Raw genomic sequence first — 23849 nt, 5'->3', positions numbered from 1 at the left:
ACGCGGGAGTGGGATCAGAAGTCGTAACGGACCGAGGCGCCCAGCGTGCGCGGCTGCCCCACCGAGGCGGTGTAGGAGCCGTTGATGCTGGCGAAGGCGGCCAGGTAGTAGTCCTTGTCGAAGGCGTTCTTCAGCCAGATCGAGGCATCCAGCTGGCCGTCACCGATGTCCTTGCGCAGGCCGGCGGAAAGGTTCACCAGGCCGTAGCCGTCGATCTTCGAGAGGTCGGAGTTGTCCAGCGTGCCTTCGGCCTCGGAGCGGTAGGCGTAGCTGCCGGTCACGTAGGGGCGGACGCCGTCGTCGAGGTTCCAGGTGTATTCGCCGTTGAGGTTGGCGATCCACTTCGAGGCGCCCACCACGTCCTCGCCGGTGAGGTCGCAGGTGGCCGGCGCGCCGGGTTTGGTGGAGACCTCCGCCGGGCACGGGGCGTCCTTGAACGACAGGTAGGTGACGTCGTTGTAGGAGCCGTTGAAGTTCAGCGTCAGGCCGCGCACGGGCAACGCCGTGGCTTCGAACTCCAGGCCGCGCGAGCGCACGCTGCCGGCGTTGGAGAGCACCGAGACCAGCTGGGTCGAGCCCGGCGGCTGGTACAGGGTGGTCGCCTGGTAGCCGTGGATGCCGGTCCAGAAGATATTGGTGTTGAGCTGCAGGCGGTTGTCGAACAGGGTCGACTTGATCCCCAGTTCGGCATCGTTGGCGCGCTCCGGGCCGACCAGCAGGGAATCCGCCCCGGCAGTCGGCGCGCTGGCCACGGCCAGGTTCACCCCGCCGGACTTCTCGCCGTGGGACAGCGAGGCGTAGCCCAGCAGGTCATCGCTGAACTGGTAGCTCAGGCTCAGCAGCGCCGAGGGAGCGAAGCTGTACAGGCTGAGGTCGCCCGAATCGTAGGCGCCCAGCTGGTTGCGCCGCACCACCGCGCCCGCGCCGGTGACCGGCGCGCCGCCCACGGGGGCGAAACGTTCGACCTTGGCGGCCTTTTCCTCATAGGTGCCGCGCAGGCCGGCGGTGAAATCCAGCTTGTCGGTAAGGTGCCAGGTGCCCTGGGAGAACAGCGCGAAACTGTCGGTCTCGATCTTGCCGTTGGCCTTGGTGTAGGTGTCGTTCAGCGCGTTGAGGTTGGTGCCCAGCAGGTACTGGTCGGCCAGAGGGCCGTAATCGGTGAAGGTCTTGTTGCCCAGGTTCTGGTTGAACGCGTAGGCGCCGAGCACGTAGTCGAAGGCGCCGCCGGTGGGCGAAGCCAGGCGGATTTCCTGGGAGAACTGGCGGTCGTGGACTTCCACGCCGGTGTTGTTGATCGCCGAGACGTTGAGCTGCTCGTCGTTGGCCGGGGTGAAGTGCCAGTAGCGGTAGGCGCTGATGGAGGTCAGCTTGAAGCCGCCATCGAGGTTCCAGTTGGCCTCCACCGAGCTGCCGCCCTGGTGCACGCTGACGTTCTGCCGGCCGTTGATGTTGACCTTGTGCCGGTCCGGGTCGCGGATCGGCGAGGCGCCCACGGCGGCGGCGCGCTGCCAGAAGCGGTCGGCGGCGCCGTACACCACCATGCTGCCGTTGCTGGAGTCCTCCTCGTTGTAGTCGTTGATCCAGCGCAGGTCGAAGTCGTCGTTGGGCTTGAACAGCAGCTGGCCACGGATGCCCTGGCGCGCGCCGCCGTTGAGGTCGTTGTCGTCGTAGACGTTCTTGATGTAGCCGTCGTCGCGGGTGCGGTAGGCCGACACGCGCCCGGCCAGGGTCTCGGTCAGCGCGCCGGACACGGTGCCCTTGCCCTGGAAGTAGCCATCCTGGCCACCGGACACCTCGACGCTGCGCTCGGGGCTGAAGGTCGGCGCGCGGGTGCTGATGTTCAGCACGCCGGCGGTGGTGTTCTTGCCGAACAGCGTGCCCTGCGGGCCGCGCAGCAGTTCCAGCTGCTCGATGTCCAGCAGGTCGAACACCGCCATGCCGGGGCGGCCGAGGTAGACGTTGTCCAGGTAGACCCCGGCGCTGCCTTCCAGGCCGTCGCTGGCCGGGTTGTTGCCGATGCCGCGCACCGCGATGCTCGACTGGCGCGCATGGATGAAGGCGACGTTGACGCTCGGCAGCACCTGCTGCAGGTCCTGCACCTTGTAGATGCGCTGGCTTTCCAGGGTCTCGCCGCCGAGCACGGTGATCGGCGTCGGCACCTTCTGCGAGTCCTCCTCGCGGCGGCGGGCGGTGACGGTGACCTTGCCCAGGGTCGCATCGGCCTTGGCGGGCTCAGCCTTGGTGGACTTGGTGGCGGGCGCCACGGCGGTGGTCGCAGTGGTCGTGTCCTCGTCCTGCTCGTCGGCGAGGACCGGCAGCGCGCCACCGAGGGCCAGCAGCAGGATGACGGCGTAGTCCGGCGCACGCAGCCGGCGCGGGGCGATGGAGGGGAAGTGCTGTCTCGAACTCATGGGTGATTCCTTGGGCGACCGCGAAGTGCGCGGGCAAAAGGGGGCCGCACCGCGTCAGCGCGGCGAACGGCAGCTCAGTGATTCGGGATGACGCCGCGTCAGGGCGGCGGGGCGGTCAGCGGCAGCGCGGACGGCCGCAGCAACGGCACATTCGGCAAGGCGGGCGGCTCAAGACATGCATCGGGCGGCTCCTGGTCTCATGCATATTCTTATTTCTTAAAAGAATAGATTTAAGTTTTATTCTTCATTGACGGAATAAGAGCTTGCATTTAAAACCAGCGCATCCCCTGGGGCAAATGCCTTTGCCCACTATTTTCAATGCCGGAAATGCATCATGGATCTGCGCCAACTGCGGTACTTCATCGCCCTCAACGAACACCGGAGTTTCGTCCGTGCCGCCGACGCCATGGGCATCACCCAGCCGGCCTTCAGCCGCAGCATCCAGGGCCTGGAACAGGAACTGGGCTGCCGCCTGGTGGACCGCGCCAGCAAGGAGCTGCGCCCCACCCCCGAGGGCCAGGTGGTGCTGCAGCATGCGTTGAGCCTGGTGCAGGGCGCGAGCAACCTGAGCCACGCCATCGCCCAGCTGAACAAACTGGATTCGGGCGAGCTGCGCTTCGGCTGTGGGCCGGCACCAGCGCAGAAGCTGGTGTCCGATGCGGTGGCGCAGTTCGTCCGGCGCTACCCACGCCTGCACATCCAGTTCGGGGTGGACAACTGGGAACGCCTGGCGCGCAACCTGAGCCGCGAGGAGATCGAATTCTTCGTCGCCGACATCCGCCACTTCGAGGCCGACCCCAACTTCCAGACCCGCCCGCTCAGGCCGCGCAACGGCCTGTTCTTCTGCCGCCAGGGGCACCCGCTGCTGGCCAAGGAGAGCCTTTCCACCAACGACATGTTCGCCTACCCGCTGGCCGCCACCCTGATCCCGCCCAGCGCGCGCAAGATGCTGGCGAACCTGAGCGGCAAGATCGACGTCACCGCCAACATCCAGTGCGAGGACATGGCCTCCCTGGTGCGCATCGTCAGCCAGACCGAGGCCATCGGCATCGCCGTCGAGGAAGCGGTGAGCGAGCCCATGGCCCGTGGCGAGCTGGTGCGCCTGTACTTCCGCAACCTGCCGGCCAACGTCGACATCCTCCAGGCCCGCTGCGGCATCGTCACCCGCACCGGCGACCGCCTCTCGGCGGCGGCGCGGGCGATGATCGAGTTGCTGGTGGAGTTGGATGGGGAGGCGGCGTGACGCCGCTGGAGGCCGTCGGTGACCAAGCGGGGCATGTCGTCCCAGTACAGTAAAAACCAATCGATACCGCGAGCCCCGTAGGAGCGGACTCCGTCCGCGATGCTCTTGCTTTTCGTAGGGCGGATAACGCCGAAGGCGTTATTCGCCGTTGTGGGGTATGGGTGTTCCAGCGCCACTTCGGCGTGTGCTGAAAGATTTTGTTTCGCCCCCTCGGGCGAGTCCCTTTTGGGGCCCCAAAAGGAACCAAAAAGGCCCGTCCCGACATCCGGCCCCGGCTTCGCCGGGGGTGATTCGCTTCGCTCACCCTTCGGGTCAGCCTTCGGCTGTTACTTCGCTTCGCTCCGTTTCCCTCCTTCCGGTATTGCTCCGAGGGTCGGCGTACAAGGGCCATCCTGGCCCTCTTAGCGGGGACGCCTAGTCCTCTCGCGGCATCCATGCCGCTCGCCCCTCTGCGCAATACCTCCACTCGGCCTCCTGACGGGACTCTGCGCGCGCCTGGGACTTTGGCTGCTTCATGCTGGATTGCTCTTCGTAGGATGGTGTGGAGCGAGGAGATACCCATCACGGCGGATAACGCTGCGCTTTGCCCTACAGGATAGATTCCACGTGCGGGCTGCTCTTCGTAGGAGCGAGCTTGCTCGCGAACAGATTTTCCCGGTCACATTGAAGTTGGGCGGTTCGCGAGCAAGCTCGCTCCTACAAAAAGCGGTTTCCAGAGAAATATCCACACGCACCGGAGCGCCCCTTCAGGAGGCCGAGTGGAATCGGAGTTTCAGGGGTTGAGCGACATGGATGCCGCGAGAGCCGCGATGGGCCAGGGATGGCCCTTCGCGGCGAGCCCCTGAAACTTCGATGGAGCGAGGGAAACGAAGCGCAGCGAAGTAACAGCCAAAGGCTGGCCCAAAGGGTGAGCGAAGCGAATCAGTCCCGCGAAGCGGGACCCGGATGATGGGGCAAGACCTTTGCCCACTTTGGGTCGTTTGCCAAAGTGGGTCGCCCGAGGGGGCGAAACAAAATCTCCCCGAACACGCCGAAGCGGCGCTGAACACCCAACAAAAAGCATCGCGGACAGAGTCCGCTCCTACGAGAGCGGTGCTTCCTGTCCGCGACAGGCGCCCTGCGTCACTGGATCGCCGCCACCGGCTGCCCGGCGATCTGCTTGCCCGCGGCCGCCTGCAACTCCGGCTTCGCCCAATCCGCCGCCTTGAACTCCCGCCGGATCAACCCGTAGCGCTTCGCGGCCTGGATGGACGCATCCAGCTTCGCCAGGAACCCCGCATCCAGCTTCGGCGACAACACCTCCGCCAGCCCACGATCCTGATACTCGCTACGGAAGATCACCGCCGGGTAGTTGGCCTGCTTCGACACCAGGTCAATGTAGGCATCGCGGTTGGCCTCGGCGCTGGCCCACTGCACCGCCTGCAACTGCACCTTCAGCAGCCGCTCGGTGAGGTCGGGATGGGCGTCGACGAACGCGCCGTTACCCACCAGCCCCGCCTGCAGGGTGCCGGCGCCGCCGAGGTCGTGGGTGCTCAGGACGATGTCTGCCAGGCCCTTCTCGCGCAGGGCGAACAGCCCGGCAAGGCCCCAGGTGGCGTCGATCTGCTTGGCCGCCAGGGCCGCCAGCGCGGCGCTGAAGTCGAGGTTGATCACCTTCAGGTCCTTCTCGGAAAGCCCGGCGCTGGCCAGGGCGTTGTCGAACGACAGCTGGCTCGCGGTGCCGCGGAAGATCCCCACGCGCTTGCCCTTGAGGTCGGCCAGGGACTTGATGTCCGAGCCCGGCTGCACCCCGAGGTAGTGATTGACGTCGCGCGCAGTGGCGGCCAGCAGGCGGGTGTCCAGCCCGCTGGATTTGCCGATGATCGCCGCGAGATCGCCGAGATAGGCGAAGTCCACCTGGTCGTTGGCCAGGGCTTCGTTGATCACCGGGCCGGCGCCCTTGAAGAAGGTCCACTTGATGGCGATGCCGTCGGCGGCGAATTCCTTTTCCAGCAACTGGCGGGTGGTGAGCACGTCGACGATGCCGCCGCCGGACGGCTTCGGGCCGGCGCTGACGTCGGGGACGGCGATGCGGATTTCCTTTACCGGCGCGGCCTGGGTGAAGGTCGGATAGGCGCCGAGCAGGCCGGCCAGCACCGGTGCGGCGAAGAGGGACAGCAACTGTTGGATGAGGGCCTTCATGGCGCCTGCCTCCTGCAATGGGTTGAATGCGTGGGAGGCACTAAAGGCAGCTCTTGGCCTGCAAAGAAAATAATAAAAACTTATTTTTTAGTAACTGAAAGACCTAAATCAGGCGCACTCGGGCTCCGCGCGGGAATGCCCCGACGGCATAAAAAATATTCCTCGAATGCATTGGCCGAGGCAGAAGGGCTTCCCTTAAATGACCTTTCTTAGCTCATAAATGCATTGATTGGATTTTTCATATTCCAATGAAGAATAATACAAAGCCCTCCGGCCTTGCCCTTCCCGCTCCCCGTCCGGCGCTCGCTCCACCGCGCCTGCCGTGGGTTTCGGCCTCCCGCGCGCTGCCCTGGCTGGTGCCGTCCGCCCTGGCCTTGCTGTGGTGGGTCGCCAGCCACCGGCACTGGATGTCGGCGCAGATTCTGCCGACCCCGGAGCTGGTGCTGCAGGCCGCCCGCGAGCTGCTGGGCGGCGAGCTCTGGCTGCAACTGGGCATCAGCCTGAAGCGCCTGGCCTGGGGCCTGCTCGCCGGCATCGCCAGCGGGGCCGCCCTCGGCGCCTGGCTGGGCTTCAGCCGGCGCGCCGAGCGCTTGATCCTGCCGACCTTCAGCGCCCTGGCGCAGGTGCCGACCCTGGCCTGGATTCCGCTGTTCATGCTGTTCTTCGGCATTGGCGAGCTGCTCAAGCTGGTGGTGCTGATCAAGGCGGTGATCGTTCCGGTCACCCTGCACACCCTGGTCGGCGTGCGCGACGCCCAGCCGCGCCTGCGCGAGGCCGCCGCCGTGCTGCGCCTGCCGCGTCACCTGCTGGTGTTGCGGCTGATCCTGCCGGCGGCGTTGCCCTCATTCCTGACCGGCGTGCGCCTGGCCCTGGCGCAGGGCTGGACCTCGCTGCTGGCCGTGGAGCTGCTGGCCTCCAGCGAAGGCATCGGCTACCTGATGGTGCAGGCGCGCCAACTGTTCATGCTCGACACCGTATTCGTCTGCATCCTGGTCATCGGCCTGGTGGGCGCGGCCATGGACCGTGGCCTCCAGGCCCTGGACAAGCGCCTGCTGCACTGGCCGCAGCAGGCCGCCGGTGAGCTGCGCCGCAGCGCACGCGGGCAAGGCTGGCAACGACTGCAACCCTGGCTGCTGCCGCTGGCGCTGCTCGCCCTGTGGCAGGGCGCCAGTGCCTTCACCTGGGTCGATCCGGCCATCCTCGCCAGCCCCGCCTCGGTGGCCATCGCCCTGTGGCAGGGGCTGCTCGACGGCAGCCTGCCCGGTGCGCTGCTGGCCAGCCTGAAGCGCACCCTCGGCGGCCTGCTGCTGGGCGGCGCGCTGGGCTTCGCCCTGGGTCTCACGCTCGGCCTGCTGCGTCCCGCCGAGCGCCTGTTGGGCCCGAGTTTCGCCGCGCTGCGGCAGGTGGCGATCTTCGCCTGGGTGCCGCTGCTCACCGCCTGGTTCGGCCTGGGCGAGACGGCCAAGGTGGTGTTCGTCGGCCTGGCCGCCTTCTTCCCGCTGCTGTTGGCCACCCAGCGCGGCGTCGCCAGCCTGCCGCCGCAACTGAGCGAAGCGGCCCTCGCCCTGCGCCTGTCGCCATGGCAGCGGCTGCGCCGACTGGTGCTGCCGGGAGCCGCGCCCTCGGTGTTCGCCGGCATCCGCCTGGCACTGATCTACGCCTGGCTGGGCACCATCGGCGCCGAGTACTTCATGCCGTCCAACGGCGGCATCGGCAGCCTGATGATCGGCGCCCAGCAACTGTTCCGCATGGACCTGGTCGGCGCCGGCATGTTGCTGGTCGGCCTTACCGGCGCCCTGCTCGCCGCCCTCGGACACCGCATCGAAGCGCGCACGACGCGCTGGAGACACGCATGAACGCCTTCACTTCCCAGGCTCTGGTGAGCTTTCGCCAGGTCGCCAAACGCTTCCCCGTGGACGGCCGCGAGCTGCAGGCCATCGAACGCTTCGACCTGGAGATCGCCGAGGGCGAGTTCATCGCCATCGTCGGCGCCAGCGGCTGCGGCAAGTCGACCCTGCTGCGCCTGCTGGTCGGCCTGGACCGCGAGTTCCAGGGCGAGATCCGCATCGCCGGCAAACCCATCGACGGCATCGGCGGCGAGCGCGGCATCGTCTTCCAGGAACACCGCCTGTTCCCCTGGCTGACGGTGGAACAGAACATCGAACTCGGCCTGGTCAACGAACCGCTGAGCACCACCGGCAAGGCCAGCAAGGTCGCCGACTACCTGCAGCTGGTGGGTCTGAAGGGCTTCGAGCGGGCCTACCCGCACCAGCTTTCCGGCGGCATGGCGCAGCGCGTGGCCATCGCCCGGGGGTTGGTGGCCAGCCCGCGCATCCTGCTGCTGGACGAGCCCTTCGGCGCCCTCGATGCCCTCACCCGCCAGCAGTTGCAGGAAGAGCTGCTGCGCATCCGCCAGCGCGAGCGGATCACCACCGTGCTGGTCACCCATGACGTGGAGGAGGCGTTGTTCCTCGCCGACCGCGTGGTGGTGATGGCGCCGCGGCCGGGGCGGATCAAGCGGATCGTCGAGGTGCCGCTGGCGCATCCGCGCGAGCGCGGCGGCTTCGATTTCCTGCGCCTGCGCGAGGCGTTGCTGCACGAGTTGACCGGCGATGGCGATTACGTCGCGCCGCAGCCCAGGCGGGTCGAGGACCTGCCGTTCGAGTTCATTGCCTGCTGATTCAAAGAACCCCGCCCTTGTAGGAACGAGGGGGACGCCCAGTCCTTGCTCGCGAACAAACCCCGCTGCGGAGCGGTTCGCGAGCAAGCTCGCTCCTACGAAAAGCCAACCTACCGAGTCCGACCATGAGCAAACGCCCCAACTTCCTCGTCATAGTCGCCGATGACCTCGGCTTCTCCGACCTCGGCGCCTTCGGCGGCGAGATTTCCACCCCGAATCTCGACGCCCTGGCCCTCGACGGCCTGCGCCTGACCGATTTCCATACCGCGCCGACCTGCTCGCCGACCCGCTCGATGCTGCTCACCGGCACCGACCACCACATCGCCGGCATCGGCACCATGGCCGAGGCGCTGACCCCGGAGCTGGAAGGCAAGCCGGGCTACGAGGGCTACCTCAACGACCGCGTGGTGGCCCTGCCCGAACTGCTGCGCGAGGCCGGTTACCAGACGCTGATGGCCGGCAAGTGGCACCTGGGCCTGAAGCTGGAACAGGCGCCCCACGCGCGCGGTTTCGAGCGCTCCTTCTCGCTGCTGCCCGGCGCCGCCAACCACTACGGTTTCGAGCCGCCCTACGACGAGACCACGCCGCGCATCCTCAAGAGCACGCCGGCGCTGTACGTCGAGGACGACCGGTTCATCGAGGAGCTGCCGGCGGACTTCTATTCCTCCGATGCCTTCGGCGACAAGCTGATCCAGTACCTGAAGGAGCGCGACCAGAGCCGGCCGTTCTTCGCCTACCTGCCCTTCTCCGCGCCGCACTGGCCACTGCAGGCGCCCAGGGAGGTGGTCGACAAGTACCGGGGCCGCTACGACGCCGGCCCCGAGGCGCTGCGCCTGGAGCGCCTGGAGCGGCTCAAGGCGCTGGGCCTGATCGACGCCGACGTGAAGGCGCATCCGGTACTGGCGATCAGCAAGGAGTGGGCGCAGCTCAGCGACGAGGAAAAGGCGAAATCGGCGCGGGCCATGGAGGTCTACGCGGCGATGGTCGAGCGCCTGGACTGGAACGTCGGCCGCGTCGTCGACTACCTGCGCCAGCAGGGCGAACTGGACAACACCTTCGTCCTGTTCATGTCCGACAACGGCGCCGAGGGCGCACTGCTGGAAGCCTTCCCGCGCTTCGGCCCGGACCTCTTGAGCTTCCTCGACCAGCACTACGACAACAGCCTGGAGAACATCGGTCGCGCCAATTCCTACATCTGGTACGGCCCGCGCTGGGCGCAGGCGGCCACCGCGCCGTCGCGGCTGTACAAGGCCTTCACCACGCAAGGCGGCATCCGCGTGCCGGCGCTGGTGCGCTACCCGCAGCTCAAGCGCCAGGGCGAGATCAGCCACGGTTTCTCCACGGTGATGGACATCACCCCGACCCTTCTCGACCTCGCCGGCGTGCGCCACCCCGGCAAGCGCTGGCGCGGCCGCGACGTGGCCGAGGTGCGCGGCAAGTCGTGGCTGGGCTGGCTGTCGGGCGAGACCGAGCAGGCCCACGACGAGAAGACCGTCACCGGCTGGGAGCTGTTCGGCATGCGCGCCATACGCCAGGGCGACTGGAAGGCGGTGTACCTGCCGGCGCCGGTCGGCCCGGCCACCTGGCAGCTCTACGACCTGGCCAGCGACCCCGGCGAGACCCAGGACCTGGCTACGCGCCAGCCGGAAAAGCTGCAAGCGCTGATCGAACACTACAAGCAGTACGTCAACGAAACCGGAGTGATCGACGCACCGCCGCCGTTCCTCGCGCGCTGAACCCTCGACGGGAAAATCGGGCTGGCACGCAATGCCAGTCCCGACCCGTTTTGCCACCCAAAAAACACCTGGAGCCCCCGGGATACGGGGCTTCCAGACTACCGTCCGTCGCCGGATGCAAAGCGCGACCAACGGCCCTCCACGCAAAAATCCATCTAAATCAAGGCCCCTTGCCGGCCGCCGACAAACTAGCGTCAATTTGACATCATCCAACGACACTCTAGCTTTAAGAAGCCAGGCCGACGTACTGCTCAGGACCTATCTCAGCAGCCGCGTGGCCTACCTTCCTGGCGCTCGGCAATGGAGTGCAGCATGCGCGATACCCGATTCGATTCGCCTGTCGATCAGGCCGGCGGCCCGCTGTGGCCGAAACGCCTGATCCTCCAGTCGCTGCCCTGGGCCCTGGTAGCCGGGCTCTGCTGGGTAGGTGTGCCGATCTGGATACTGCTGCCGGTGGGCTGGCTCTCCAGCCTGGCCCTGGGCACCCTGCTGACCGGCCCCGCCCAGGCGCCGGCCAGCGCGCAGCAGGTGAGCCTGGACAGCGAGCAGTTGCCGCAGTGGCGCCCGCTGCAGGACGCCATGGAAAACCACCTCTCCAGTCTCAACGGCCACACCCACCAGATCGACAGCATCCTGCACCACGCCATCGGTCAGCTCACCGACAGCTTCCACGGCCTGGCCGAACGCATCGATACCCAGCGCGGCCTGTCCCACTCGCTGATCGAGCGCTACGACGGACGCGGCCACCTGGACGACGACATCGACTTCCAGCGCTTCATCCACGCCACCCAGGAAACCCTCGGGCTGTTCGTCGAGGCGACCCTGGAAACCAGCCGCACCTCGCAACAGCTGGTGGAGCGCATGGACCGCGTCACCCACAAGATCGCGGAAATCCTGCAATCCACCCAGGACATGGACGCCATCGCCAAGCAGACCAACCTGCTGGCCCTGAACGCCGCCATCGAGGCCGCCCGCGCCGGTGAGAGCGGTCGCGGCTTCGCCGTGGTGGCCGATGAAGTGCGCGCGCTGTCCACCCGCTCCACGCACTTCTCGCAAGCCATCCGCGAACACGTCGACGTGGTCTACCACGAGATCAAGGATGCCGAAGGCGCCATCGCCCAGCTGGCCGACAAGGACATGTCCTTCGCCCTGGACTCGCGCCAGAAGATCCAGAGCATGCTCGACGACCTCGACGCGATGAACCAGCACACCGTCAAGGTGGTGCAGGAGCTGGACCGGATTTCCCTGGAAGTGGGCGACGGCGTCAACGCGGCGGTCACCGCCCTGCAATTCCAGGACATGAGCAGCCAGTTGCTGGGGCAGATCGGCAAGCACAGCGCGCGGCTCGGCGCGCTGGCCGTCGGCCTCGGCACGCTGGATGGCCGCGAGCCCCGCGAATGGGGCGAGCGGCTGCGAACGGAAGTCGCCGAACTCGGCCGTCCGCTGAGCAACCCGGTGGCGCAGACCAGCCTCAGCGCTGGGGAAGTCGAGCTGTTCTGAATGCGCCCGGCCAACGGGTGCGAAGGAGGCAGGACATGTTGCAGTCGATCATCGAGTACCTGGCAAACATCGCCCTGGTGGGCTGACGCCCACCGACACCCCCGAATGCAGTCCCCTGGAGCAAGGAGAAGTCACGCAATGGGAAAGCAGATTCTGATCGTCGACGACTCGGCCTCGATCCGGCAGATGCTGAGCTTCACGCTCAAGTCCGCCGGGTATGACGTGGACGAGGCCGTGGACGGCAAGGACGGCCTGGGCAAGGCCCAGCGCAAGACCTACAACCTGGTGTTCACCGACCAGAACATGCCGAACATGGACGGCCTCTCGCTGATCCGCAGCCTGCGCGACATGGCCGGCTACCGCAGCGTGCCGATCCTCATGCTGACCACCGAATCCAGCGACGCCATGAAGCAGCAGGGCAAGAGCGCCGGCGCCACCGGTTGGCTGGTCAAGCCGTTCGACCCGCCCAAGCTCCTGGAAGTGACCCGCAAGGTCCTGCCGTAGGGGAACCCTCAATGGCTACCGGTATGGAGCAATTCCTCCAGGTGTTCTTCGAGGAAACCGACGAACACCTGGCCACCCTCGAACTCCTGCTGATCGGGCTCGACCTCGATCAGCCGGACGCCGAGGCGCTCAACGGGATTTTCCGCGCAGCCCACTCGATCAAGGGCTCCAGCGGCATGTTCGGCTTCGACGACCTGACCGCCGTCACCCACGAGCTGGAAACCCTGCTCGACCGCATCCGCTGCGGGCAGACCGCCCTGCGCGCGGAGATGATCGGGGTGTTCCTCGAAGCCCGCGACGTGCTGCAGCGTCTGCTCGACGCCCACCGCGACCAGAGCCCGGACCCGAGCGTGCCGGTGCAGGCCACGGTGGAACGCCTGCGCGCCTGGCTGGCGGAGCCTTCGAATGCGCCGACCGACGACGGCTTCGGTTTCTTCGATGACGCCCCCGGCACGCCTGGGGCGACCGCCGCCAGCGACGACGCCTTCGGCTTCTTCGATGACGCGCCAGGTACGCCCTCGGCCACGCCTGCCGGTGAAGACTTCGGCTTCTTCGACGATGCACCGGGTTCGCCCGGCGCCGCCAGCGAGACCCCCGCCGCACCCACTCCCGTGCCCGCGCCAGCCCCGGCCAAGCCCGTGGCGGCGACGCGCGCGGACAGCCGCAGCGAGGGTGAGTCCAGCTCGATCCGGGTCAGCGTCGAGAAGATCGACAGCCTGATCAACCTGGTGGGCGAGCTGGTGATCACCCAGGCCATGCTCAGCCAGCTCAGCGAAGACCTCGACCCCAGCCACTACGAACGTCTGCAGCAGGCCCTGGCGCAGCTGGAACACAACACCCGCGACCTGCAGGAATCGGTGATGTCGATCCGCATGCTGCCGATCAGCTTCATTTTCAGCCGCTTCCCGCGCCTGGTGCACGACACCTCGGCGCGCCTGGGCAAGCAGGTGGAACTGATCCTCCAGGGCGAGCACACCGAGCTGGACAAGAGCGTGATCGAAAAGCTCAGCGACCCGCTCACCCACATCGTGCGCAACAGCATCGACCACGGCATCGAGACGCCCGCCGAACGCCTGGCCGCCGGCAAGCCGGCCCAGGGCTCGGTGAAGCTCGCCGCCAGCCACCAGGGCGGCAGCGTGGTGGTGGAAATCTCCGATGACGGCCGCGGCCTGTCCCGCGAGCGCATCCTCGCCAAGGCCCGCGAGAAGGGCATGGCGGTGCAGGATTCGATGGCCGACGCCGAGGTCTGGCAGCTGATCTTCATGCCCGGCTTCTCCACCGCCGAGACCGTCACCGAGCTCTCCGGGCGCGGCGTCGGCATGGACGTGGTACGGCGCAACATCCAGGCCATGGGCGGGCGCATCGAGATCGACTCGGCCCCCGGCATGGGTACCCGCCTGTGCATCCGCCTGCCGCTGACCCTGGCCATCCTCGACGGCCTGATCGTCGCGGTGGAGAAGGTCAACTACGTGATCCCGCTGACCTACATCGTCGAGTCGCTGCAGGCCCGCGCCGACGACGTGCGCGGCATGGCCGGCGACGAGGCGGCGGTGATCCGCGTGCGCGGCGAGTACCTGCCACTGTTCTCCCTGCACGAACTGCTGCACATCGACGCCACGCCCCTGCCGCCGGAACAGGCGATCGTGGTGATCCTCGAATCCGAGGGCAAGAGCTTCGCCCTGCAGGTGGACGAACTGGTCGGCCAGCAGCAGGTGGTGATCAAGAGCCTGGAACAGAACTTCCGCCGGATCGACGGGATCGCCGGCGCCACCATCATGGGCGACGGCAGCGTCGCCCTGATCCTCGATGTCGACGCGCTGCCGCGCCTGGCGGCACAAGGAGAAAGCCTTCATGAGCGCCACTGAAGCCAGCGCAGCGACCAGCCCCGCGCAGGAATACCTGACCTTCACCCTGGGCCGCGAGGAGTACGCCATCGACATCCTGCGGGTGCAGGAGATCCGCGGTTACGACCAGGTCACCGCGATCGCCAACGCCCCCGCCTTCATCAAGGGCGTGATCAACCTGCGCGGCGCCATCGTGCCCATCGTCGACCTGCGCATCAAATTCAACCTGGACGACATCAGCTACGACCAGTTCACCGTGGTGATCATCCTCAACGTCGGCCGGCGCATCGTCGGCGCGGTGGTGGACTCGGTATCCGACGTGATCGCCCTGTCCGGCGAGGAGATCAAGCCGCCGCCGGAGTTCGCCGCCAGCTTCGATACCGAATACCTGCTCGGCCTGGCCACCGCGGGCGAGCGGATGCTGATCCTGGTGGACATCGAAAAACTCATGACCAGCCGCGAGATGGCGCTGGTCGATGAAGCCGCCGCCTGACTGCCACACGACCAAAAAGAATGAGCCGAGGATAACGACAATGGGTCTGTTCAACGCACACGCCGTGGCGCAGCAGCGCGCCGACCGCATCACCGCGATTCTCCACAGCCTGGTCGACGGCAACCTCGATGTCGCCATCGGCGAGGCTCCCGCGCCCGGCTACGAGCGCCTCTACGACGGCCTGCGCAACGTGCAGCGCACCCTGCGCGAGCAGCGCGCGGAGCTGGCGCAGAACGAGGCCCTGGAGGCCGGCCTGGTGGAAATGACCCGCCAGCACGAGCTGGGCTGGATCGACGAAGTGATCCCCGCCGACAGGCTCGGTGGCCGCCAGGCGCGCATCGCCAAGGGCATCAACGACCTGGTCGCCGCGCACATCGCGGTGAAGATGAAGGTCGTCTCCACCGTCACCGCCTACGGCCGTGGCGACCTCAGCGTGGAGATGGACCGCCTGCCGGGCAAGAAGGCGGTGATCACCGAGGCCATCGACGGCGTGCGCGCCAGCCTCAAGGCTTCCGCCGAAGCCGCCGAGTACAACGTGCGACTCAAGAGCGCGCTGGACAACGTCACCGCCAACGTGATGATCGCCGACCGCGACTTCAACATCGTCTACATGAACCAGGCGGTGGGGCAGATGTTCCTGGCTGCCGAAGCCGATATCCGCAAGGAGCTGCCGGACTTCCGCGCCAGCAACATCCTCGGCGGCAGCATCGACCGTTTCCACAAGCAACCGGCACACCAGCGCGGCCTGCTGGACCGTCTGACGGGCACCTACGAGGCCAAGATCAAGCTGGGCGGGCGCACGCTCACCGTGGTGGCCAACCCGGTGATCAACGAAGCCGGCGAACGCCTCGGCGCCGTGGTGGAGTGGCAGGACATCACCGAGCAGCTGGCCGCCCGCGAGCGCGAGCAACGCATCGCCGGGGAGAACGCGCGGATCAAGAGCGCCCTGGACAACTGCAGCACCAACGTGATGATCGCCGACGGCGAGCGCAACATCATCTACATGAACAAGACCGTCACCGCCATGCTGCAGAATGCCGAGGCCGATCTGCGCAAGGCACTGCCGAACTTCTCGGTGAACAAGCTGATGGGCGGCTCGATCGACCAGTTCCACAAGCATCCCGAGCACCAGCAGCGCCTGCTCGCCACCTTCACCAGCACCTTCCGTACCCAGATCGAAGTCGGCGGACGCACCTTCGGCCTGGTGGCCAACCCGGTCATGAGCGAAACCGGCGAGCGCCTCGGCTCGGTGGTGGAATGGAACGACCGCACGCTGGAAGTGAACGTCGAGCGCGAGGTGGCCGGACTGGTCAATGCCGCCGCCGCGGGCGACTTCTCCAGGCGCATCGCCGAGGAGGGCAAATCCGGCTTCCTCCTCAACCTCACCAGCGGCCTCAACCAACTGGTGGACACCGCCGACAAGGGCCTGCGCGACGTCACCCGGATGCTCGCCGCGCTGTCCCAGGGCGACCTCACCCAGCGCATCGACGCCGACTACCAGGGCACCTTCGGCGAGCTCAAGGACTACTCCAACGAGACTGCGCAGAGCCTGTCGCGCATGCTCGGGCAGATCCGCGAGGCCGCCGATACCATCCACACCGCCGCCAGCGAGATCGCCAGCGGCAACGCCGAGCTGTCCACCCGCACCGAGCAGCAGGCCTCCAGCCTGGAAGAAACCGCTTCCAGCATGGAAGAGCTGACCAGCACCGTGAAGCTCAACGCCGAGAATGCCCGCCAGGCCAACTCGCTGGCGGTGAACGCCTCGGAAGTCGCCACCGAGGGCGGCAACGTGGTGCAGAAGGTGGTGGGCACCATGTCCGCCATCAACGACTCGGCACGCAAGATCGCCGACATCATCGGGGTGATCGACGGCATCGCCTTCCAGACCAACATCCTCGCACTGAACGCCGCGGTTGAAGCCGCCCGTGCCGGCGAGCAGGGCCGTGGCTTCGCGGTGGTGGCCGGGGAAGTACGCACCCTGGCGCAACGTTCCGCCGCCGCCGCCAAGGAGATCAAGACGCTGATCAACGACTCGGTGGACAAGGTGGAGAACGGCAACACCCTGGTGGCCCAGGCCGGCCAGACCATGAGCGACATCGTGGTGGCGATCAAGCGCGTCACCGACATCATGGCCGAGATCGCCGCGGCCAGTGCCGAGCAGAGCAGCGGCATCGAGGAAGTGAATGGCGCGGTATCGCAGATGGACGAGATGACCCAGCAGAACGCCGCCCTGGTGGAAGAGGCCGCGGCCTCCGCAGAAGCCCTGCAGGAACAGGCCGGGCTGCTCAACCAGTCGGTCTCGGTGTTCAAGCTCGACACCTCGGCCACCGTGGTGCCCCTGGCTGCCGCCCGCCCGGCGCGGACCGAGGCGCCGGCCCACAGTACCCGCGCCTCGCGCGGGGTGGCCAAGGCGGTGCGGGCCAAGGGCAAGGAGGAGGATTGGGAAGAGTTCTAGTGGGCGGGGCAGGGACGGCGGCGACCGGAGCAATGGGAGGGCCGGTTGCCGCGTGTTGACCAGGGAGGGTCGGAGATGAGTCGTAAGCGTAGACCGTATAACGTTCGACGTTATACGCCGTTTGATCTTGACCCCAGGCACTCCGGGCTCGGTCACGCAGTCGCGGCTTCACGGCGCTCAGGGCTCAGCCATAACGCCGACGATGAGTACGGTGTATCGGCGTACAACCGCGAACGGTTGTACGCCCTACAACTCCAGTAGGGCGCATGACGCCACGGGCGTTATCCGCCCTACGCAAGCTGCTCACCATCGAGACTGACGATGTCGATCAACCTGCCCGCCCCCGACCACGAATTCCACTACACCCGCCGCGACTTCCAGCAGGTGCGCGAACGGCTGTACCGGCACGCCGGCATCAGCCTCTCGGAGAACAAGCAACAACTGGTCTACAGCCGCCTGTCCCGGCGTCTGCGCAGCCTGCGGCTGAACAGCTTCGCCGAGTACTTCGCCTACCTGGAGAACCACGAGGAAGAGTGGCAACTGTTCGTCAACGCGCTGACCACCAACCTCACCGCCTTCTTCCGCGAGCGCCACCACTTCGAACACCTGGCGCGCTTCGCCGACGAGCAGCTGCTCGACCACCGCCCGCTGCGCGTCTGGTCGGCCGCATCGAGTACGGGGGAGGAGCCCTACTCCATCGCCATGACGCTGGTGGACGCCCTGGGCAGCTTCACCCCGCCGGTGCAGATCGTCGCCTCGGACATCGACACCGGCGTGCTGCACAGCGCCCGCCAGGGCATCTACCCGCTGGAGCGCCTGGAAGCACTGAGCACCTCGCAGAAGCGGCGCTTCTTCCTCCGCGGCACCGGCGCCAACGCCGGCAAGGCGCGGGTGGTCGGCGAGCTGCGGCAACTGGTGGAGTTCCGCCAGATCAACCTGCTGGACGCCAACTGGGGCATCGCCGGCGGGCTCGACGCGATCTTCTGCCGCAACGTGATGATCTACTTCGACAAGCCGACCCAGACCCGCCTGCTCGAACGCATGGTCGCCCTGCTGCGGCCCGGCGGGCTGCTGTTCGCCGGGCACTCGGAGAACTTCGTCCACGCCGCCCACCTGGTGCGCTCGGTGGGCCGCACCACCTACCAGGCGGCGAGACCCGCCTGAGATGAGCCAACTCAACCGCTATTACGATCCGCGCTTCGGCCTGGACGCGGTCAAACTGCTGCCCGGCGAATGCTTCGTCACCGACGAGGAACTGATGATCGTCACCGTGCTCGGCTCCTGCGTCTCGGTCTGCCTGCGCGACCGCAGCCTGGGCCTGGGCGGGATGAACCATTTCATGCTGCCCGGCGACACCGGCGCCAACAGCCTGCTGACCAGCTCCGGGCGCTACGGCGTGCACGCCATGGACCTGCTGATCAACGGCCTGATGCGCCGCGGCGCACAGCGCCGGAACTTCGAGGCCAAGGTGTTCGGCGGCGGCTCGGTGCTGCAGAACCTCAGCGCCGAAGTGGGCCAGCGCAACGTCGAATTCGTCCTCGACTACCTGAGCGCCGAGGGCATTCCCGTGCTCGCCCAGGACCTGCTCGACGTGCACCCGCGCAAGGTCTACTACTTCCCCGGCAGCGGCCGGGTGCTGGTGCGCAAACTGCGCGCGCTGGCCAACGACACGCTGTTGCAGCGCGAGCGACAGTACCGCCAGCAACTGTCGCGGCAGGCTCGCGGCGGCACCATCGACCTGTTCTGAAGGAGGACGTCATGGCGGTCAGGGTTCTGGTGGTGGACGATTCGGCGCTGGTCCGCAGCCTGCTCAAGGACATCATCCAGGGCGACCCGGAGCTGCAACTGGTGGGCCTGGCGCCAGATGCCTTCGCCGCCCGCGACCTGATCAAGCAGCACTCGCCGGACGTGATCACCCTCGACGTGGAAATGCCGCGCATGGACGGCCTGACCTTCCTCGACAAGCTGATGAAGGGCCGGCCGACCCCGGTACTGATGATCTCCTCGCTCACCGAGAAAGGCTCCGAAGCCACCCTGCGCGCCCTGGAGCTGGGCGCCATCGACTTCATCGCCAAGCCGCGCCTGGGCATTGCCGAAGGCATGCAGGCCTACACCGAGGAAATCCGCGCCAAGCTCAAGACCGCCGCCCGCGCGCGGATGCGCAGGCCCAGCGCCACGGCCGGAGCGAGCGTCGCGGCCGGCGGGCCGCTGCTGAGCACCGAGAAGATCATCGCCATCGGCGCCTCCACCGGCGGCACCGAGGCGATCAAGGAAGTGCTGCTGGGGCTGCCGCCGGACTGCCCCGGCACCGTGGTCACCCTGCACATGCCGCCGGGCTTCACCAGATCCTATGCCGAACGCCTGGACCGCCAGACCCGACTGTCCGTGCGCGAGGCCCGGGACGGCGACCGGGTCCTCCCCGGCCATGTGCTCATCGCCCCCGGCGACTTCCACATGGAAGTGCGCCGCAGCGGCGCCAACTACGTGGTACACCTGCAGCACGAGGCGGCGGTCAACGGCCACCGGCCCGCGGTGGACGTGATGTTCGACTCCCTCGCCCGCTGCGCCGGGCGCAACCTGCTGGCGGCCCTGCTCACCGGCATGGGCAAGGACGGCGCGCGGGGCCTGCTGGCGATCCGCCAGGCCGGCGGCCACACCGTCGCCCAGGACGAAGCCAGCTGCGTGGTCTACGGCATGCCCCGCGAGGCGGTGGAGCTGGGCGCGGCGAAGGAAGTGCTGCCGCTGGAACGCATCGCCGCAGCCCTCCTGCACCAGGCTCGACAGAGCGGTGGCGGAAATCGCGTCTAGTAGCGCACGAAACTAGAACGCCATCAGAACGATCTTTCAGACAGTGACTAGACTCTCAGTCGATAGCATGGCGCCAAAATCATGGCGTTGCGCCATTAATTTGGTTTGATTGTGCCGGTATACAAACTGCACAATTGAGCTTTCGCCAAAAGACCGGCAGACGGCGGGCGACGAGGGGAACTGAGAGAGCCATGGCGGCAAGATGGGGGTTGCGCGGTAAATCGGTGGTGGCACTGCTCATCGCCTGTCTTCTGGCGTTGGTACCGGCGGTGTTGCTGGGCTGGAAGGCCATGGAGGACATCCGCACGCATTTCGGCCTCGCCTTTGCGAGAAACTTCACCCTGCTCAACCAGCAGAAGATCATCGCTCCGGTGATTCGCGAGCTTGCGCTGTCGCGGCGACTGGCCGAGTCCGTGGTGACCCAGGACTGGATGCTCGCCGAGAACAATCCGGCACGCCGCTCGCTGTTCTTCCGCGAAGCCGAGGGCTTCCGCGCCGACCAGCACAACTACTCCTACTTCGTGGTGGTGAACGCCTCGCACCACTACTACTTCAACGACTCCAATTCGCCGCTGTCCAACTCGCCGCGCTACACCCTGAGCCCGGACGACCCGAAGGACGCCTGGTACTTCGAGACCCTGGCGCGCGACGAGCCGTACAACATCAACGTCGACTACAACGAGAAGCTCAAGGTCACCAAGGTCTGGTTCAACATGGTGGTCCGCTCCGGCAACGAGAAGGTCGGCCTGGCCGGTGGCGGCCTGGACCTCACCGAGTTCCTCGACCAGTTCATCTCGCGCCGCGAGGCCGGGGTGACGCCGATGATCGTCGCCCCCGACGGCGCCATCCAGGCCCACCCGGACACGAACATGATCGCCTACTCCTCCGGCGCCGGCGCCAAGGCGCAGCATCGCGTGTTCGACCTGCTGGGCAACGACCGCGAGCGCGACGCCCTGCGCCAGACCCTGCGCCAGGCCGAGACCAACCCCGGCGAAGTCGAGATGATGTGGGCGACGGTGGACGGCAAGAACCAGCTGCTGGCCATGGCCTACATCCCGCAGCTGCGCTGGCACGTGCTCAGCGTCATCGACCTGCACGCCGCCCAGGTGCTCGACAGCCGCTGGATGTGGCCGCTGGTGGGCACCCTCGCCGGGCTGCTGGCGATCCTCCTGCTGGGCTTCGCCTACACCGTCGACCTGCTGGTGCTGCGCCCGCTGCGCGGCCTCAAGCAGTCGGCCAAGGCGATTGCCGCCGGCCAGTACGACAGCCCGCTGCCGCGCACCCGCCCGGACGAGATCGGCGAGCTGTCGTCGGCCTTCGCCAGCATGGCCGACCAGGTACGCCGGCACACCGAGGAACTGGAAGACAAGGTGCAGCAGCGCACCCAGGCGCTGGAAGCGGCCAACCGCGAGATGGCCGCCGCGCAGAAGAAGATCGGCGACTCCATCGACTACGCCAGCCTGATCCAGCGCGCCATCCTTCCCGACCGCCAGCTGCAGAAGTCCCTGGGCGAGCACCACTTCGTCCTGTGGAAGCCGCGCGACGTGGTCGGCGGCGACTTCTACATCTACCGCGAAGGGCCCATCGACAGCCTGATCGGTGTGGTCGACTGCGCCGGCCACGGCGTCCCCGGCGCGCTGATGACCATGCTCGCCCTGGCCGCCATCGACCACGCGGTGGACAGCGTGAAGAGCCACGACCCGGCCGCCATCCTGCGCGAGACCGACCACGTCATGCGCGGCATGCTCAGCGAGGAACAGGTCACCCGTTCCCTGGCCACCAACATGGACGCCGGGCTGGTGCGCGTCGACCACGGCCGCCGCCTGCTGCACTTCGCCGGCGCGAAGATCTCCCTGTTCGCCAGCGACGGCACCGACGTGCGCGAATACAAGGGCGCACGCCGCGCCATCGGCGACAAGCGCCAGGGCGACTACCAGGACGTCGAGATCCCCATGGAAGCGGGCTGGACCTACTACCTGTGCACCGACGGCTTCCTCGACCAGGCCGGCGGCGAGCATGGCTTCGGCTTCGGCAACAGCCGCTTCGCCGACATGCTGCGCAGCCACGCGCGCCGACCGCTGGCCGAGCAGGCGGACGTGTTCGCCGCGACCCTGGCCCGGTACCAGGGCGAGCGACCGCAGCGCGACGACATCACCATCCTCTCCTTCCGATTCGACTAGGGGTTAATCCATGGAATCGCTAGATCTGTTGGCCATGCGCGAGAGCTTCACCCGGCAACGCATCCTGCTCTGCTTCAACGGCCCCATCTCGCGCAGCCTGATCGAGGAAATCGGTCACGCCCTGCGCAACTACCTGCAAGCCGAACAGGCGCATCCCAGCGAAGCCATGGACGTGTTCGCGGTGTACATCGAGATGACCCAGAACATCCGCCATTACGCCGCCGTGCGCGGCTACGGCGAGCAGGAAGCCTCGGCCACCGTCGCCATCGCCCGTAACGACGAGGGCCACTACGTGGTCTCCGCCGGCAACCTGGTGGAGCTCGAGGACGGCCGCAGCCTGGTGCGCAGCATCGAGGCCATCGCCGGTCTGGACAAGGTCCAGCTCAAGGCCGCCTACAAGGAACAACTGCGCCGCCCGCGCGATGCCGAAGCCACCTCCGGCGCGGGCCTTGGCCTCTTGGACATCGCCCGCAAATCCAGCGCGCCGCTCAAGACCTCCCTTACCGAACAACCCGATGGCCGCGCCTTCTTCAGCCTGCGCGCCGTGATCTGAACCTGCGAATTCAGGAACACCCAGCCATGACCGAGCTCAACATCTCAGGAACCCAGTCCACCCCCTCGATCCACGGCGACTGGCAGGCCGGCACCCTCACCATGCAGGGCGACTCCTACCCGGAAAACTCCTATGAACTGTTCGGCCAGGTGATCGAATGGGTCGAGCGCTTCCTCGCCGAAGCCCGGCGCCCGCTCGCCCTCGACCTGCGCCTGCTGTACCTCAACACCAGCTCCATCAAGGCCATGATGGATATCTTCGACCTGCTCGAAGAAGCCCACCGCGACGGCCGCACCGCCACCGTCACCTGGCACTACGACCGCCGCAACGAGCGCGTCGCCGAGCTGGCCGAGGAATTCCGCGAAGACTGTACCTTCCCGTTCGTCATCCAAGCCTACGACGAGTAAGAGCCATGACAAGCGAGCGCGAGCTGGACCTGCTGATCGACGAATTGCTGGCCGATCCTCAGTACGAAGGGCACCCCCTGCGCGAGGCCCTGTACCTGAAACACCAGCAATCGCTCGACCAGCTCGCGCGCCTGGAGCGCATCGCGAAGATTTCCGACGGCTTCCAGTCCATGGCCCGGGCGCAGAACAGCACCCTGTCCGAGCGCTACCACAAGCAATTGCGCCAGCTGGAAAAGGTCGCGCGCATCTCCGACCGCTACCAGAACATGATGCGCGACCTGAACATCGCCCTGCGCGAAGCCTCCACCCACGACCCGCTCACCGGCATCGCCAACCGCCGCCTGCTGATGGAGCGCCTGCGCGAGGAAAGCGAACGGGCCCAGCGCAACCGCGAAACCTACGTGCTGGCCATGCTCGACGTGGACCGCTTCAAGCAGGTCAACGACACCTGGGGCCACGACATCGGCGACCGCGTGCTGGTGGAAATCGGCCGCGCCATGCAGGCCGCGCTGCGCCAGTACGACCTCTGCGGGCGCTGGGGCGGCGAGGAATTCCTCATCCTCCTCCCGGAAACCCGCCTGACCGATGCCGCCGCCATCATCGAGCGCGTGCGCAACGACATTCGCTGCCTCGTCGTACGTGTCGGCACCGAAGCCCTCTCCGTCACCGCCAGCTTCGGCGTGGCCGAACACCAGCCCGGCGAAAGCTACTCGCAGACCGTCAGCCGCGCCGACGCCGCGCTGCTGGATGCCAAGCGCAGCGGGCGGGACAAGTGCGAGTTCGCGCAGGGGTGAGCTGAAGCAGCGCACCGGTGTGCTTCACTCTTCTGGCATCTGTCGCCAGCCCCGATTAAG

18 protein-coding genes are annotated in these 23849 nt (G+C 67.0%); 16 read left to right on the top strand and 2 right to left on the bottom strand.

What is annotated here, in order from left to right:
- Nucleotides 1-14: 14 nt before the first annotated feature.
- A complete protein-coding gene (locus ACAW63_RS05600) occupies nt 15-2411 on the bottom strand; it encodes a TonB-dependent receptor (protein ID WP_371232259.1) in 2397 nt (798 codons plus the stop codon).
- A gap of 334 nt (nt 2412-2745) precedes the next feature.
- On the opposite strand from ACAW63_RS05600, the gene ACAW63_RS05595 reads away from it, so the two are divergent.
- Nucleotides 2746-3654 carry a LysR family transcriptional regulator gene (locus ACAW63_RS05595; RefSeq protein ID WP_371232257.1) on the top strand — a complete coding sequence of 303 codons (909 nt, stop codon included), beginning with the start codon at nt 2746-2748 and terminating at the stop codon, nt 3652-3654.
- A gap of 1122 nt (nt 3655-4776) precedes the next feature.
- On the opposite strand, the gene ACAW63_RS05590 is transcribed toward ACAW63_RS05595, so the two are convergent.
- On the bottom strand, nt 4777-5835 hold the full coding sequence (locus ACAW63_RS05590) for an ABC transporter substrate-binding protein (protein WP_371232255.1): 1059 nt from the start codon (nt 5833-5835) through the stop codon (nt 4777-4779).
- A 248-nt stretch (nt 5836-6083) separates the two neighbouring features.
- Here ACAW63_RS05590 and ACAW63_RS05585 point away from each other — a divergent pair, with 248 nt between their 5' ends.
- From ACAW63_RS05585 to siaD, 15 genes are all read left to right on the top strand, one after another.
- Nucleotides 6084-7691 (top strand): ABC transporter permease, encoded by a 1608-nt coding sequence (locus tag ACAW63_RS05585; RefSeq protein WP_371232254.1) that lies wholly within the window; start codon nt 6084-6086, stop codon nt 7689-7691.
- Nucleotides 7688-8515 carry an ABC transporter ATP-binding protein gene (locus ACAW63_RS05580; RefSeq protein ID WP_371232253.1) on the top strand — a complete coding sequence of 276 codons (828 nt, stop codon included), beginning with the start codon at nt 7688-7690 and terminating at the stop codon, nt 8513-8515. The genes ACAW63_RS05585 and ACAW63_RS05580 overlap by 4 nt, the downstream gene beginning before the upstream one ends.
- Before the next feature lie 125 nt (nt 8516-8640).
- Entirely contained in the window at nt 8641-10251 is a 1611-nt protein-coding gene (locus tag ACAW63_RS05575) for an arylsulfatase (protein WP_371232251.1), read from the top strand.
- 300 nt (nt 10252-10551) lie between these two features.
- Complete coding sequence (locus tag ACAW63_RS05570; protein WP_371232249.1) at nt 10552-11751, top strand: methyl-accepting chemotaxis protein; 1200 nt, start codon at nt 10552-10554, stop codon at nt 11749-11751.
- A gap of 138 nt (nt 11752-11889) precedes the next feature.
- The gene (locus tag ACAW63_RS05565) at nt 11890-12255 is read left to right on the top strand and encodes a response regulator (protein WP_275609582.1); all 366 of its coding nucleotides are present in this window, start codon (nt 11890-11892) and stop codon (nt 12253-12255) included.
- 11 nt (nt 12256-12266) lie between these two features.
- On the top strand, nt 12267-14120 hold the full coding sequence (locus ACAW63_RS05560) for a chemotaxis protein CheA (RefSeq protein ID WP_371232248.1): 1854 nt from the start codon (nt 12267-12269) through the stop codon (nt 14118-14120).
- On the top strand, nt 14107-14592 hold the full coding sequence (locus ACAW63_RS05555; RefSeq protein WP_371232246.1) for a chemotaxis protein CheW: 486 nt from the start codon (nt 14107-14109) through the stop codon (nt 14590-14592). Before ACAW63_RS05560 ends, ACAW63_RS05555 begins: the two co-directional genes overlap by 14 nt.
- 40 nt (nt 14593-14632) lie before the next feature.
- A complete protein-coding gene (locus ACAW63_RS05550) occupies nt 14633-17047 on the top strand; it encodes a methyl-accepting chemotaxis protein (RefSeq protein WP_371232244.1) in 2415 nt (804 codons plus the stop codon).
- 321 nt (nt 17048-17368) lie between these two features.
- Nucleotides 17369-18211, top strand: coding sequence for a CheR family methyltransferase (locus ACAW63_RS05545; protein ID WP_371232242.1), 843 nt, complete (start codon nt 17369-17371; stop codon nt 18209-18211).
- A 1-nt stretch (nt 18212) separates the two neighbouring features.
- Nucleotides 18213-18794, top strand: a complete 582-nt coding sequence (gene cheD / locus ACAW63_RS05540) for a chemoreceptor glutamine deamidase CheD (RefSeq protein WP_371232240.1) — start codon at nt 18213-18215, stop codon at nt 18792-18794.
- Nucleotides 18795-18805: 11 nt separating this feature from the next.
- A complete protein-coding gene (locus tag ACAW63_RS05535) occupies nt 18806-19855 on the top strand; it encodes a chemotaxis response regulator protein-glutamate methylesterase (RefSeq protein WP_371232238.1) in 1050 nt (349 codons plus the stop codon).
- Between the two features lie 191 nt (nt 19856-20046).
- Complete coding sequence (gene siaA, locus ACAW63_RS05530; RefSeq protein ID WP_371232236.1) at nt 20047-22035, top strand: biofilm regulation protein phosphatase SiaA; 1989 nt, start codon at nt 20047-20049, stop codon at nt 22033-22035.
- Nucleotides 22036-22045: 10 nt separating this feature from the next.
- On the top strand, nt 22046-22588 hold the full coding sequence (gene siaB / locus ACAW63_RS05525) for a biofilm regulation protein kinase SiaB (protein ID WP_371232234.1): 543 nt from the start codon (nt 22046-22048) through the stop codon (nt 22586-22588).
- A 26-nt stretch (nt 22589-22614) separates the two neighbouring features.
- The gene (siaC, locus tag ACAW63_RS05520) at nt 22615-22995 is read left to right on the top strand and encodes a biofilm regulation phosphoprotein SiaC (protein ID WP_371232232.1); all 381 of its coding nucleotides are present in this window, start codon (nt 22615-22617) and stop codon (nt 22993-22995) included.
- A gap of 5 nt (nt 22996-23000) precedes the next feature.
- Nucleotides 23001-23789, top strand: coding sequence for a biofilm regulation diguanylate cyclase SiaD (gene siaD, locus ACAW63_RS05515; protein ID WP_371232230.1), 789 nt, complete (start codon nt 23001-23003; stop codon nt 23787-23789).
- Nucleotides 23790-23849 lie beyond the last annotated feature (60 nt).

Source organism: Pseudomonas sp. QE6 (assembly GCF_041379005.1).
Classification (GTDB): domain Bacteria; phylum Pseudomonadota; class Gammaproteobacteria; order Pseudomonadales; family Pseudomonadaceae; genus Pseudomonas.
The sequence above is the reverse complement of the archived record's forward strand: the minus strand, read 5'-3'. Positions and strand labels throughout refer to the sequence as shown.

What these genes read in the sequence shown, in the direction of transcription:
- ACAW63_RS05580 (WP_371232253.1), top strand. Translation starts at nt 7,688, where the DNA reads ATGAACGCCTTCACTTCCCAGGCTCTGGTGAGCTTTCGCCAGGTCGCC.
- ACAW63_RS05565 (WP_275609582.1), top strand. Translation starts at nt 11,890, where the DNA reads ATGGGAAAGCAGATTCTGATCGTCGACGACTCGGCCTCGATCCGGCAG.
- siaB (WP_371232234.1), top strand. Translation starts at nt 22,046, where the DNA reads ATGGAATCGCTAGATCTGTTGGCCATGCGCGAGAGCTTCACCCGGCAA.
- siaD (WP_371232230.1), top strand. Translation starts at nt 23,001, where the DNA reads ATGACAAGCGAGCGCGAGCTGGACCTGCTGATCGACGAATTGCTGGCC.
- ACAW63_RS05600 (WP_371232259.1), bottom strand. Translation starts at nt 2,411, where the DNA reads ATGAGTTCGAGACAGCACTTCCCCTCCATCGCCCCGCGCCGGCTGCGT.
- ACAW63_RS05595 (WP_371232257.1), top strand. Translation starts at nt 2,746, where the DNA reads ATGGATCTGCGCCAACTGCGGTACTTCATCGCCCTCAACGAACACCGG.
- siaC (WP_371232232.1), top strand. Translation starts at nt 22,615, where the DNA reads ATGACCGAGCTCAACATCTCAGGAACCCAGTCCACCCCCTCGATCCAC.
- ACAW63_RS05555 (WP_371232246.1), top strand. Translation starts at nt 14,107, where the DNA reads ATGAGCGCCACTGAAGCCAGCGCAGCGACCAGCCCCGCGCAGGAATAC.
- cheD (WP_371232240.1), top strand. Translation starts at nt 18,213, where the DNA reads ATGAGCCAACTCAACCGCTATTACGATCCGCGCTTCGGCCTGGACGCG.
- ACAW63_RS05550 (WP_371232244.1), top strand. Translation starts at nt 14,633, where the DNA reads ATGGGTCTGTTCAACGCACACGCCGTGGCGCAGCAGCGCGCCGACCGC.
- ACAW63_RS05570 (WP_371232249.1), top strand. Translation starts at nt 10,552, where the DNA reads ATGGAGTGCAGCATGCGCGATACCCGATTCGATTCGCCTGTCGATCAG.
- ACAW63_RS05560 (WP_371232248.1), top strand. Translation starts at nt 12,267, where the DNA reads ATGGCTACCGGTATGGAGCAATTCCTCCAGGTGTTCTTCGAGGAAACC.
- siaA (WP_371232236.1), top strand. Translation starts at nt 20,047, where the DNA reads ATGGCGGCAAGATGGGGGTTGCGCGGTAAATCGGTGGTGGCACTGCTC.
- ACAW63_RS05585 (WP_371232254.1), top strand. Translation starts at nt 6,084, where the DNA reads ATGAAGAATAATACAAAGCCCTCCGGCCTTGCCCTTCCCGCTCCCCGT.
- ACAW63_RS05590 (WP_371232255.1), bottom strand. Translation starts at nt 5,835, where the DNA reads ATGAAGGCCCTCATCCAACAGTTGCTGTCCCTCTTCGCCGCACCGGTG.
- ACAW63_RS05535 (WP_371232238.1), top strand. Translation starts at nt 18,806, where the DNA reads ATGGCGGTCAGGGTTCTGGTGGTGGACGATTCGGCGCTGGTCCGCAGC.
- ACAW63_RS05575 (WP_371232251.1), top strand. Translation starts at nt 8,641, where the DNA reads ATGAGCAAACGCCCCAACTTCCTCGTCATAGTCGCCGATGACCTCGGC.
- ACAW63_RS05545 (WP_371232242.1), top strand. Translation starts at nt 17,369, where the DNA reads ATGTCGATCAACCTGCCCGCCCCCGACCACGAATTCCACTACACCCGC.